This is a genomic window from Nocardia violaceofusca NBRC 14427, from assembly GCF_963869435.1.
In the GTDB taxonomy this organism is placed as follows: Bacteria; Actinomycetota; Actinomycetes; order Mycobacteriales; family Mycobacteriaceae; genus Nocardia; species Nocardia aobensis.
Map to the genome: position 1 here is coordinate 1 of NZ_CAWMPM010000048.1, position 12,550 is coordinate 12,550.

The 12,550-nt window shown below is 68.3% G+C and carries 11 protein-coding genes; 9 read left to right on the forward strand and 2 right to left on the reverse strand.

Going from position 1 to position 12,550, the window contains the following annotated elements; translation table 11 throughout:
- Positions 1-49: 49 nt before the first annotated feature.
- Complete coding sequence (locus tag AC5592_RS32250) at positions 50-763, forward strand: hypothetical protein (protein ID WP_036500956.1); 714 nt, start codon at positions 50-52, stop codon at positions 761-763.
- 27 nt (positions 764-790) lie between these two features.
- Here the strand turns inward: AC5592_RS32250 and AC5592_RS32255 are convergent, their stop codons facing one another.
- Positions 791-1,387: a TetR/AcrR family transcriptional regulator gene (locus AC5592_RS32255; protein WP_063066358.1), complete on the reverse strand. Its 597-nt coding sequence runs from the start codon at positions 1,385-1,387 to the stop codon at positions 791-793.
- Between the two features lie 97 nt (positions 1,388-1,484).
- Here AC5592_RS32255 and AC5592_RS32260 point away from each other — a divergent pair, with 97 nt between their 5' ends.
- The 8 genes from AC5592_RS32260 to AC5592_RS32295 all read left to right on the forward strand — a co-directional run bounded on the left by AC5592_RS32260 (position 1,485) and on the right by AC5592_RS32295 (position 9,680).
- Entirely contained in the window at positions 1,485-2,564 is a 1,080-nt protein-coding gene (locus AC5592_RS32260; RefSeq protein ID WP_063066359.1) for a hypothetical protein, read from the forward strand.
- 298 nt (positions 2,565-2,862) lie between these two features.
- Positions 2,863-5,046, forward strand: a complete 2,184-nt coding sequence (locus AC5592_RS32265) for a malate synthase G (protein WP_036500952.1) — start codon at positions 2,863-2,865, stop codon at positions 5,044-5,046.
- Between the two features lie 176 nt (positions 5,047-5,222).
- Positions 5,223-5,978 carry an NAD(P)H-dependent oxidoreductase gene (locus AC5592_RS32270; RefSeq protein WP_063066381.1) on the forward strand — a complete coding sequence of 252 codons (756 nt, stop codon included), beginning with the start codon at positions 5,223-5,225 and terminating at the stop codon, positions 5,976-5,978.
- Between the two features lie 238 nt (positions 5,979-6,216).
- Complete coding sequence (locus AC5592_RS32275; protein WP_269750230.1) at positions 6,217-6,348, forward strand: hypothetical protein; 132 nt, start codon at positions 6,217-6,219, stop codon at positions 6,346-6,348.
- 52 nt (positions 6,349-6,400) lie between these two features.
- The gene (locus tag AC5592_RS32280; RefSeq protein ID WP_063066360.1) at positions 6,401-6,949 is read left to right on the forward strand and encodes an HNH endonuclease; all 549 of its coding nucleotides are present in this window, start codon (positions 6,401-6,403) and stop codon (positions 6,947-6,949) included.
- Between the two features lie 69 nt (positions 6,950-7,018).
- Positions 7,019-7,279 carry a WhiB family transcriptional regulator gene (locus AC5592_RS32285; protein ID WP_036500951.1) on the forward strand — a complete coding sequence of 87 codons (261 nt, stop codon included), beginning with the start codon at positions 7,019-7,021 and terminating at the stop codon, positions 7,277-7,279.
- 105 nt (positions 7,280-7,384) lie between these two features.
- Positions 7,385-9,058 carry a VWA domain-containing protein gene (locus tag AC5592_RS32290; RefSeq protein ID WP_198163992.1) on the forward strand — a complete coding sequence of 558 codons (1,674 nt, stop codon included), beginning with the start codon at positions 7,385-7,387 and terminating at the stop codon, positions 9,056-9,058.
- Between the two features lie 94 nt (positions 9,059-9,152).
- Positions 9,153-9,680, forward strand: a complete 528-nt coding sequence (locus AC5592_RS32295) for a winged helix-turn-helix transcriptional regulator (RefSeq protein ID WP_232329651.1) — start codon at positions 9,153-9,155, stop codon at positions 9,678-9,680.
- Between the two features lie 21 nt (positions 9,681-9,701).
- Here the strand turns inward: AC5592_RS32295 and gcvP are convergent, their stop codons facing one another.
- Positions 9,702-12,515: an aminomethyl-transferring glycine dehydrogenase gene (gene gcvP, locus AC5592_RS32300; RefSeq protein ID WP_036500949.1), complete on the reverse strand. Its 2,814-nt coding sequence runs from the start codon at positions 12,513-12,515 to the stop codon at positions 9,702-9,704.
- Between the last annotated feature and the right edge of the window lie 35 nt (positions 12,516-12,550).

Here is a 12,550-nt window from a genome sequence, read left to right on the forward strand (position 1 = left end):
TGCCGCTATGGTCGCTGGGGCGGCACACAATCGAGAGGTTCGGACGCGAATGACTGTCGGTACGGCGATCACCATTCCCACGCATATCCACGGTTATCCGGATCTGGCGTTCGGCGGGTATGTGGCGGGCCTGCTCGCCGATCGTGTCGGTGGTGAGGTGCGCGTCGACTTCCGGCGCGGTGTTCCGGTGCGGACGCCGGTGCAGATCACCGATACCGAATCGGGCAGCGTCCTCACCGATTCCGACGGCACGGTCCTCGCCGAGGCGAGTCCGGGCTCGGTGGAATTGGCCGTCACGCCGCCACCCACGTGGGAGGACGCGGTCGTCGCGTCACGGGATTCGTTCGCCGCGGGGCGTGCCATTCCCGACTGCTACGGCTGTGGCACCACGAACACACCGGGCCGGGGCCTGCGGCTGTATCCGTGGCGGCTGCGCGACCAGGACCTCGTCGCGGCCGCCTGGATTCCCGATGCCGAATTGGCCGGGCCCGGTGGACATCTGACCACGGAGAACATCTGGTCGGCCGTCGACTGCCCCGGCGGCTGGGCCGCCATCGAACTGTCCGGCATGTCGCCCGGGGGCGTCACGGCCGCCCTCACCACCCGTCGCATCGGGCCGGTGCGCGCCGGGGAGAAATACCTCGTGTGGTCCTGGCCGATCGCCACCTCCGGACGCAAACACACTGTCGGCGTGGCCATTTCCACGCCGAAAGGCGATCTGCGCGTCCTGGCCGAAGCGCTGTGGATCGAGCCCCGGCAGTAGCGTTGCTTCCGTCTCCCGGTCGTTCGCCTACTCTCGGGCGCCCGCCAGACTGCGGTAGGCGGCAGCGTAGGAATCCGGGCGGACGTCACCCATGAGCAGGTACTGCTGCAGGAACCCCATCATCGCGCCGAGCATGATCTGGGCCAGCGCATCGAGATCGGTTGCCGCGGAGAGTAATCCAGCCTCGCGGGCGCGCAGGAGCAGCTCCCGCCACGCTGCCCGGACTTGCGTCAGCCGTTCGCGGACGATCCCGGCAACCGCCTCGTCCCGCCCGGCCTCCGCCCACGCCTGCACCGCGACGCGCGGAATATCACCGCCGCGCGCCAGATCCGCTATCTGCCCGAGAACCGACTCCAGCGCGTCGATCGGCGCCACCGGCGTTTCCCCTTCGGTGAGCCGCGCCAGATTCGCGGTCATCCGGCCGAGCACGGAATCGGCGATCGCGCGGATGATGTCGTTCTTGGATGCGAAGTAGCCGTAGACCGCCCCGGCCGACATCCCCGATTCGGCGATGACCGCGGACATCGTCGTCTTGTGGAATCCCTCGCGGGCCACACACCGCACGGCGGCGGCGATGAGCTGGTCGCGCCTAGCGTTACGACGCTCTTCGGTCAGTCGCGGCATCACCGCATCATAAAAAGAACGTTCGTTCTTGACAATCTCGGCGCGTCCGGCGCATGCTCGAAACACAAAAAGAACGTTCCTTCTCTTTGGAGTTGCGATGCGACCGTCGCCCGCCACCGTTCTCGGACCGGTTCTTGCCCTGTCCGCCCTCATCACCGTGCTGGTCACCGCCTTCGCCTGGCCGACCAGCAACCTGGCCCCACGCCATCTCCCGGTCGGCGTGGCCGGCCCGGCGCCCGCCGTCGAACAGGTACGCCAGGGCCTCGGCGCCCTCGGCGATTCGGCGATCGACGCCACGCCATATCCCGACCGCTCCGCCGCCGTTCGGGCCATCGAGGATCGCGACATCTACGGCGCCATCGTGATGGGCGCGAACGGGCCGGAGGTGCTGACGGCCTCCGCAGCCGGTCCTGCGGTCGCCCAGGCCCTGAGCGAGGCCGCCCGGAGCATGAGCCAACAGCGGCAAACCCCCGCGCCACAGCTGAATTCCGGGCAGTCGCGACAGCCCAGTCCTGCCGCGGGCCAACCCTCGACTACGTCGCAGCAACTGTCGCCGGCTCCGGTGGTCACCGATGTGGTCGCGACGCCTCCCGCCGACCCGCACGGCGCGGTCTTCGGCCTCACCTTGGTCCCCATGGTCATCGGCGGTCTGCTGACCGGCGCCGCACTGTCGCTACTGCCCCTGGGCCGCACCGCCCGGATCGGCGCGGCCGTGGCCGTCGCACTCATCGCCGGATTCGCGGTCACCGCTGTACTGCACACCTGGCTCGACGTGCTGACCGGGAATTATCTCGCCAACGCCGGAGTGGTTGCCCTGGCAATCGGCGCGACCTCCCTGACACTTCTCGGCCTGCGCGCCGCGCTCGGCCTCCCAGGGCTCGGGTTGGGTGCGGCAACCTTTGTCGCACTGGGCATTCCACTCTCCGGCGCCATGTCCGCGCCGGAACTGCTGCCGACCGGCTGGGGCACCCTGGGAACCCTGCTTCCGCCCGGCGCGGCCGCCACCGCCCTGCGCTCGACCGCCTATTTCGGCGGCTCGGGCTCGGCAGCGGCGCTGGCGGTGCTGAGCTGCTGGACTGTGGGTGGACTGTTGCTGGCGACTCTACCCCGGCGCACCCGCCACCTTCCTGAGCAGGCGCTCGACGCCGCACCCACGCAGCTCGCCCGGACGACGTGATGGACCCCGCTCGCCAACCCGGCCCGTGGCCATCGGTTGCTTGTCGGGCGCCTTCGCAGTGCCCCGCAGCGCGACGAACCCGCCGCACAGCTACCGACATCCCGGATCGCCGGTTGTCGACGCCTCGCGGGCCTGCCGAATTTCCGGGCCGGATGCCGACCCGGGGCACCCGACCGCAGTTGTGGCCCAGGATACAATCGGGCCTGCTCAATCGATGCCGACCGCGACCGTGCAACTACCCACGGGTAACATGACAGGCGTACTTTTTCCATCCGGCTTTCTCGAAATGAGGCAGTAGATGACAGAGCGGATTCAGGTCGGCGGGCTCCAGGTGGCCAAGGTTCTTCACGATTTCGTGGAGAACGAGGCGCTCCCCGGCTCCGGCGTAGATTCCGCCGCGTTCTGGACCGGTGCGGAGAGCGTCATCAACGACCTCGCTCCCCGCAACCGCGCCCTGCTGGCCGAACGCGACGAGATCCAGGGCAAGTTGGACGCCTGGCACGCCGAGAACCCCGGCGCCGGCTACGACAAGGCCGCATACAAGCAGTTCCTCACCGAGATCGGCTACCTGCGCGAGCAGCCCGCCCCCTTCGCCATCGACACCCAGAACGTCGACGACGAGATCGCCACCACCGCCGGCCCGCAGCTGGTCGTGCCGGTGAGCAACGCGCGTTTCGCCATCAACGCCGCCAACGCGCGCTGGGGCTCGCTCTACGACGCGCTGTACGGCACCGACGCCATCTCCGAAGCCAACGGCGCGGAGAAGGGCACCGGCTACAACAAGGTCCGCGGCGACAAGGTCATCGAGTGGGCGCGCAACTTCCTCGACGACGCCGTGCCGCTGATCACCGGTTCGCACGTCGGCTCCAAGGCCTACAAGATCGTCGACGGCGAACTCGAGGTCACCCTCGAGGACGGCACCGACATCGGCCTGGCCGATTCCTCGGCCCTGGTGGGCTACCTGGGCGATCCGTCCGCGCCGAGCTCGATCCTGCTGCGCCACAACGGTTTGCACATCGACATCCAGATCGACCCGGAATCGCCGATCGGCAAGACCGACGACGCCGGCGTCAAGGACGTCGTGCTCGAGTCCGCGGTCACCACCATCATGGACTTCGAGGACTCGGTCGCCGCGGTCGACGCCGAGGACAAGGTGCTCTGCTACCACAACTGGCTGGGCCTGATGAAGGGTGACCTGGCCGAAGAGGTCAGCAAGGGCGGCAAGACCTTCACCCGCACCATGAACCCCGACCGTGTCTACACCGGCCTCGACGGCAACGACGTGACGCTGCACGGCCGCTCGCTGCTGTTCGTGCGCAACGTGGGCCACCTGATGACCTCCGACGCGATCCTCGACGCCGAGGGCAACGAGGTGCCCGAGGGCATTCTCGACGGCCTGATCACCTCGCTGATCGCGGTGCACTCGCTCAACGGCAACGCCAAGGTCAGCAACTCGCGGACCGGCTCGGTCTACATCGTGAAGCCGAAGATGCACGGCCCGGACGAGGTCGCCTTCGCGAACGAGCTGTTCGGCCGTGTCGAGGATGTACTGGGCCTGGCCCGCAACACCCTCAAGGTCGGCATCATGGACGAGGAGCGCCGCACCACGGTCAACCTCGCGGCCTGCATCGCGGCCGCGAAGGACCGCGTGGTCTTCATCAACACCGGCTTCCTGGACCGCACCGGCGACGAGATCCACACCTCCATGGAGGCCGGCGCGATGATCCGCAAGGCCGAGATGAAGAAGCAGCAGTGGATCCTCGCCTACGAGGACTGGAACGTCGACAACGGCCTGGCCGACGGACTGCAGCACAAGGCGCAGATCGGCAAGGGCATGTGGGCCATGCCGGATCTGATGCACGACATGCTCGAGCAGAAGATCGGCCACCCGCGCGCCGGCGCCACCACCGCGTGGGTCCCCTCCCCGACCGCCGCCACCCTGCACGCCACCCACTACCACCTGGTGGACGTGTTCAAGCGGCAGGCCGAGATCGCCAAGGGCGGCCCCCGCGCCACCGTCGACCAGATCCTGGAGATCCCCCTCGCCACCGACACCAACTGGTCGGCCGAGGAGATCCGCAACGAGCTGGACAACAACTCGCAGTCCATCCTGGGCTACGTGGTCCGCTGGATCGATCACGGCGTCGGCTGCTCCAAGGTGCCCGACATCAACGACGTCGCACTCATGGAAGACCGTGCGACCCTGCGTATTTCGAGCCAGCTGATGGCGAACTGGCTGCGCCACGGCATCGTCACCGAAGAGCAGATCGTCGAGAGCCTGGAGCGGATGGCGCCCGTCGTCGACCGGCAGAACGCGGGCGACCCGGCCTACAAGCCGATGGCCCCCGACTTCTCCGGCAGCATCGCCTTCCAGGCCGCCAAGGAACTGATCCTCGAGGGCGCTTGCCAGCCCAACGGCTACACCGAGCCCATCCTGCACCGCCGCCGCCGTGAGGCGAAGGCGCTCGCCGCGAAGGGCTGATCCGAGACTCGTCGCGCGACGCTGTCGCGGCGAACTCGCCCGACATCGCAACCCCGGTCGTCGTCGGCGACCGGGGTTGCGCCGTCTCCGGGATCGACGTGTCGAGGTCGGTCCTCGCTGCCGCCGAGCGCTCCGGCTCGGGAATGCGTGGCGGCATCGAACCGTTGTCGGCACATATGCGAATTCTGATCGTGTACGCGCATCCCGAACCCGATTCGCTCACCGGCGCTCTCAAAGATGTTGCGGTACACCACCTCCGCGCTAGCGGTCACGAGGTGGTGGTCAGTGATCTGTATGCGATGGGGTGGAAGGCGCAGGCCGATGCCGCCGATTTCGGCGAGACCGGTGCGGACACCTTCATGCAGGCCTCCGGCGAGGCGTACAGCAACGGCACGCTGACCGCCGATATCACGGCCGAACAGGACAAACTCCGCTGGGCGGAGGTGGTGCTGATGCACTTTCCGCTGTGGTGGTACTCGATGCCGGCCATCCTCAAGGGCTGGGTGGACCGGGTGTTCACCAACGGCTTCGCCTACGGTTCGGGCAGCACCGCGCTGCCCCGATACGGCGCGGGCGCGCTGAGCGGGCGTCGAGCCATGCTGGTGGTATCCATCGGCGGACGTGAGCCGGCCTATTCCGAGCGCGGCATCAACGGTCACATCGACGACCTGCTCTTTCCCATCCACCACGGCATCCTCTACTACCCCGGCATGGATGTGCTGCCGCCGTTCCTGGTCCACGGCACCATCCGGGTCGACTCCGAACGGTTCGCGGATATCGCCGCCGACCTGCGCGAACGGCTGAGCCGGATCGAGACGATCGAACCGATTCCCTACCGCACCCAGGCCGGTGGCGACTACGACCGCAGCCTGCGACTGCGCGACGGTCTGGGCCACCGCGCGATCGGGTTCGGGCTGCATCGCGCCGGCTGATTCGGGACGCCGGCGTGGCTGAGCGCACACTCGCAGGTCGCGAGATCGGGAATAGTTCGCATACCGCCGGTGCTGTAATCACCGCACCAGGGGGTTGACGCGCCGCCGGATCGCCTGCGGCGGCGAAAAAATGAGCCGACAACGGCGGTAACGCTGTGTCACCATGACAACGATGATCAACCGGTCCCGCCGGCACAGTGGGACCACTCGACGAGTAACGGGAAGGAGGAGGTGGCCGATGTATCCGAAGAGTATGCGCGACGAGATGAACAGTGTTGCCGGGCAGCGACTTTCGACCGGCATCGAGCAGTCGCAGCCCATGCTGCGGCATGCCGACCGGGAATCCGGCCCCCTCTTCCAGCACGCCTGACCGGCTCCCGCCTTCCTTCTCGTTCCGCCTTTCACGAAACATGGTGACTCCCATGCTGTCTCGTCACGCCGAAAGACCCCTCACTCCCGACAACTGGATACACGCCCAGGTGCTGGTCCTCAACGCCTCCTACGAGGCGCTGACCGACATCGGCGCCGACCGCGCGGTGGTGCTGGTGATCAGCGGGACCGCCGAGACCGTGGCCGAGCGGCAACCTCATTTCCCGATTCGTTCCAAGCATCTGCAAATCGCTCTGCCGCAGACGATTCGGCTGCTGCGCTACGTCTACCTCGAGCACAGCGTGCTCGTACACGACGAGAGCCGAGCCACCCTCGCGGGCGTGCTGCGGCGCGACGACCACCGGTGCGGATACTGCGCCGGCTGGGCGCGCACCGTCGACCACATCCGCCCGCGCAGCCGGGGCGGACCCAACACCTGGAACAACCTGATCGCGGCGTGCGGACCGTGCAACACCCGTAAGGCCGATCGCACCCCGGACGAGGCCGGGATGCGGTTGCTCTGGGAACCCAAGGCGCCCACCGACATGCAGCGGCGGCAGCGACGGATCTGGAAGGACCTCGTCGCCGCGGGCGCACAGTGACAGCCACCGGCACACAGTGAACAGCCGCACAGTGAACACCCCCATATCCCGAGAAAGGAGGGATCCGATATGACAACTACGACTCCGGCACTCACACTGGTGGATCTGCTCCCGGTCTCGGATACGCAGAGCTGGGAGCAGGCGGCCTGCAAGGGTGACCCGAACCACGATGCGTGGTTCCCGTACCCGTCGCAGGACTTCGACTACGCGCGCGGAATCTGCGCCGGCTGCCCCATCCGCCGGCAGTGCGCGGAATTCGCGGCCACCACCGGCCAGTCCGGTGTGTGGGGCGGTCACGAATTCGACCGCGGCAAGCTGATTCGCGACTGACACCGACACCGCGCGAGTGGTCCACGCCACTCCCCCCATTGCGAGCCGGCGCCCGACCGATCCTGGTCGAGCGCCGGTTTTCGCGTGACCATACACTGGAAAATCGTGGGCACACATCGCAGCGCGGACGGATCACGGGGCGTCAGCAAAGGTTTGGTTATCACCGTGGTAGCGGTCCTGCTGCTGATCGCGGCGGTCGCCGGTTGGTTCTGGCTCAGCAATCGCTCGGCATCGGAGAACCGCAGCGCCGCCGGTCAGTGCATCGAGGGTCCGGTCACCCTCGCCGTCACCGTCGATCCCGATATCGCCGCTCCGGTGCGCGCCGCCGCCGACCGCTACAACGCCACGCACCCCCAGGTGCGCGACCACTGCGCGAAGGTGTCGGTCACCGAACGCACCAGCGCCGCGATGGTGTCCGGGCTCACCGCCCCGAACTGGGACGCCAAGCTGGGCCCGCAACCCGGTCTCTGGATTCCGAGTTCGTCGCGCGCGGTCGAGCAGATGCGGGTGCCGGGACTGGTCCAGGGCACGCCGGCGTCGATCGCCGTCAGCCCGATCGCGGTGGCCGCTCCCGGTCCGCTGGCCCAGGCGATGGAGAAGGCCGACCTCAGCTGGTCGGATCTGGCGCGTCTGCAGCGCGGGGCGCTCGGCGATATCGGCCTCGGCAGCTGGGGGCCGCTGCGGATGGCGATGCCTCCGGGTGACGATTCGCTGGCCGCCGCGGTGGCGGTCGGATCGGCCGTCTCGGGCTCCGATCCGCTGACCGATGAGGCCGCCGCGTCCGGGCAGGTCGTCGCGGCCATCTCCGGATTGGCCGCCGACGCACCGGAATCCGGCGACACCGCCTCCGCGCTGGCCGCGGTCGCCGATCCCGCACAAGGCCCCAACTCCCCCATCCACGCCGTAGCAGTTACCGAGCAGCAAGCCAAGACGCGCCCGAACGTCGCGCTGTTCCATCCGACCGGCGCCGCGCCGGTCGCCGATCACCCCGCGGCGATGCTCACCGGAAGCTGGGTGGACAAGACCCAGAACCTCGTCGCCGGCGTGTTCGCCGACTTCCTGCGCGCGCCCGACCAACAGAAGCTGTTCACCGACAACGGTTTCGGCGCCGCGGCCGCCGCACCGGTCGCGGTGCCGGCGAAATCGGTTCTCGATCGCGTGCAATCGGTCCTCGCCCACCCGGTGCTGGGCGTGCAAGCCACGATCCTCATCGACACCTCGGCGTCGATGGCCGCCAACGACGGTTCCATGTCGCGATTGAACAACGCTCTCGCCGCGGTGCAGTCGACCCTCGACACCATGCCGCCGGATTTCGGCGCCGGCGCCTGGATCTACGCCAACCAATTGACCGACGGCAACCCCTACCGCATGGTCGCGCCCACCCAGGCACTCACCCCGCAGCATCGCAGCGAATTGTCCACGGCCCTGGGCAATGTCACGCTCGCCGGTTCCAGTACCGACCGCACCTATCCCTCGCTGGAGGCCGCCTATCGCAGTGCGGTGAAGAACTACTCCTCGGGGAAGACGAACTCGATTCTGCTCATCACCGGCGGCCCCAACGACAATTCCTCGGTGACCGGGGATCAGCTGATCTCCGATATCACCGGCGCCACCGACGCCGCGCATCCGGTGCGGGTGGACGTGATCGTGATCGGCGGCCAGGGCGCGCAGACCCTGCAGAATCTGGCGCAGAAGACCGGCGGCACCTACACCAAGGTCAGCACCTCCGACGACATGACCTTCGGCACCGCCGTCAACCATGCGCTGACCACGCCGTAGCGCTCCGGCGCGTTGAGTGCTTGCTATTCACTAGCGCTCGGCGGCACCAGCCGCTAGTGCTAGTAGGATGCAAGCAGTTGATGGAGGAGGTGCGGTGTCCGAGGAACAGCGGCCGGGGGAACAGCTGCCGGCGCAACAGCGGTCGGGCTGCCCGATCAACGCCGCCATCGAGGTGGTCGGCGATCGCTGGACGATGCTGGTCCTGCGCGACATCATGTTCGGCGACCGCCGCCATTTCCGGCAGCTGCAATCACAGTCGGAAGAAGGCATCGCCTCCAACATCCTCGCCGACCGGCTCAAAACCCTCGTCGATGCCGGACTGCTGACCCGCGACGAGGTCCGCCGCGGCCAGCGAGCCACCTACAGCCTCACCGAACCCGCCATCCAGCTCGTTCCGGTACTGGTCGCCCTGGGCTCCTGGGGGCTGCGACACCGTCCGACAACCCACGAACTGCGGGTCCGCGCGGAACTGCTCGAGGCGGGCGGCCCGCAGCTGTGGGCGGAATTCATGGACGAACTGCGCGAACGCCATCTCGGCATCGCACGCCCGGACACCGGCCGGCCGACCGCCACCGAACGCCTCGCCGAGGCCTACGCGCAGGCGGTCGCCGCCGAACAGTGACCGCCTGCGCTGGGCCCGTACTCAGTCGGTGTAGGCCTCGAGCGGCGGGCACGAGCACACCAGGTTGCGGTCACCGAACGCTCCGTCGATGCGCCGGACCGCGGGCCACACCTTGGCGCGGCCGGAATGCACACCCAACGGGTAGACGGCGGTTTCCCGGCTGTACGGATAGTTCCAGTCACCGACGAGGGCGGCGGCGGTATGCGGAGCGCCGCGCAGCGGGCTCTGCTCGACCGGCCAGGTTCCGGCGGCGACCTCGTCGATCTCGCCCTTGATCGCGATCATCGCGTCGGCGAAAGCGTCGAGCTCGTCGAGGTTTTCGCTCTCGGTCGGCTCGACCATGAGCGTGCCGGCGACCGGGAAGCTCATGGTCGGGGCGTGGAATCCGTAGTCGGCCAAGCGTTTCGCCACATCGTCGACGGTCACGCCGGTGCGCTTGGTGATCTCGCGCAGATCCAGGATGCACTCGTGGGCGACCATGCCGTTCTCGCCGGTGTAGAGCACGGGGAAATGCGGATCCAGCCGTCGCGCAAGGTAATTGGCCGAGGCGATCGCGGTCAGCGTGGCCCGGCGCAGGCCGTCGGCGCCCATCATCCGGATATAGGCCCACGTGATCGGCAGGATCGAGGCCGACCCGTACCGCGCCGCGGACACCGCGTGCGAATCCGGCTGCAGCGGATCGCCCGGCAGATACGGCGCCAGATGTTCGCGCACCGCGACCGGACCGACACCGGGGCCGCCGCCGCCGTGCGGGATGCAGAAGGTCTTGTGCAGGTTCAGATGCGAGACGTCTCCGCCGAAGCGTCCCGGACGGGCAAGTCCCACAAGGGCGTTCAGATTCGCGCCGTCGACGTACACCTGCCCGCCCGCATCGTGCACGAGCGCGCACAACTCGGCCACCTCGTGCTCGTACACGCCGTGGGTGGACGGATAGGTGATCATGATGCAGGCCAGCCGGTCGGCGTGATCGGCGATCTTGGCGCGCAGATCGTCCAGATCGACGTCGCCGTTGTCCCGGCATTTCACGACCTCCACCCGCAGTCCGGCCATGGCCGCCGAGGCGGCGTTGGTGCCGTGCGCGCTGGAGGGAATCAGGCAGGTGTCGCGGTGGGTGTCGCCACGGTCGAGGTGATAGCGGCGGATCGCGAGCAATCCCGCGTACTCACCCTGACTGCCGGCGTTGGGCTGCAGACTCACCCGGTCGTAACCGGTCACCGCGGCCAGCCAGTGCTCCAGATCCTCGATCACGCGCAGCATCCCGGGGGTGTCCTCCACCGGCGCGTACGGATGCAGCCGCGCGAAACCGGGCCAGGTGATGGGCTCCATCTCGGCGGTGGCGTTGAGCTTCATGGTGCAGGAACCGAGCGGAATCATGCTGCGGTCCAAGGCGATATCCTTGTCCGACAGCTGCCGCAGATACCGCAACATCGCGGTTTCGGTGTGATAACGGGTGAACGCCGGATGGGTCAGATAGGCCGAGGTCCGGGTCTCGATCGAGGGCAGCGCGGCCGTCTCCGGCATTCCGTCGGCGCCGAAGCACTCCAGCACGATCGCGACCTGGGCATCGGTGGTCGCCTCGTCGCAGGCCACCGAGACGTGATCGGCGTCGACCAGGCGCAGATTGATCCCGCGTCCCTTCGCCTTGGCGACCACGGCCTCGGCTCCGCCGGGCACCGAGACCAGCACGGTGTCGAAGAAGCGTTCGTGCACGACCGCGTCGCCGAGGCCGGTGGCGAGCCGCTCGGCATGGCCGTGCACCCGCCGCGCGATCGCGCGCAGTCCATCGGCGCCGTGATAGGAGGCATACATCGCGGCCACGATCGCCAGCAGCACCTGCGCGGTGCAGATGTTCGAGGTCGCCTTCTCACGGCGAATGTGCTGTTCGCGGGTCTGCAGCGCGAGCCGGTAGGCGCGGTCGCCGTCGGCGTCCACCGAGACGCCGACCAGGCGGCCGGGCAGTTGCCGCGCGTGCGCTGTGCGCACCGCGAGATATCCGGCGTGCGGTCCGCCGAAGCCGAGCGGGACACCGAATCGCTGCGTGGTGCCGAAGCAGACGTCGGCGCCCTGCTCCCCGGGCGGGGTGATCAGCGTCAGCGCCAGCAGATCGGCGCCGACCGCGACCAGCGCACCCCGATCGTGCGCCGCGGCGATCACCGCGGCCGGATCCGTGATGCGGCCGGACGCGCCCGGCGTCTGCAGGACGACGCCGAAGAAGTCGCCCTCGGGCAGCTCGCCGGAACTCAGATCCGCCTCGACCAGCGTGATGCCGAGCGGCTCGGCCCGGGTGGTCAGCACGGTGCGGGTCTGCGGGAAGAGGTCGGCGTCGACGAGCAGTCGCTGGGAGGTGCTCTTGCGGTTGGCGCGCTGCAGCAGCGTCATCGCCTCGGCGGCGGCGGTCGCCTCGTCCAGCATGGAGGCGTTGGCCACCTCCATCCCGGTCAGATCGGAGACCATGGTCTGGAAGTTCAGCAGCGCCTCGAGCCGGCCCTGGCTGATCTCGGGCTGATACGGCGTGTAGGCGGTGTACCAGGCAGGGTTTTCCAGCAGATTGCGGACCAGCACCGGCGGGGTCAGGGTGTCGTAATAACCGAGGCCTATCATCGACGTGGCGACGGTGTTCGAATGTGCCAGCGCCGCAAGCTCGGTCAGAGCGTCGTGTTCGGAAACCGCGGGCGGCAGCACGTCCAGCCCGGTCTCGCCGGCGGCATCCAGAATGCTCGCGGGAACGGCACGTGCGGCGAGTTCGTCCATCGACCCGACGCCGACGGTATCGAGGATCCGATCGAGTTCGGTGGTGTCGGGTCCGATGTGGCGGTCGGCGAAACTACGGGTCACGGCAGCTCCAAGGCTCGGGCGGGTCGTCGGCCCTC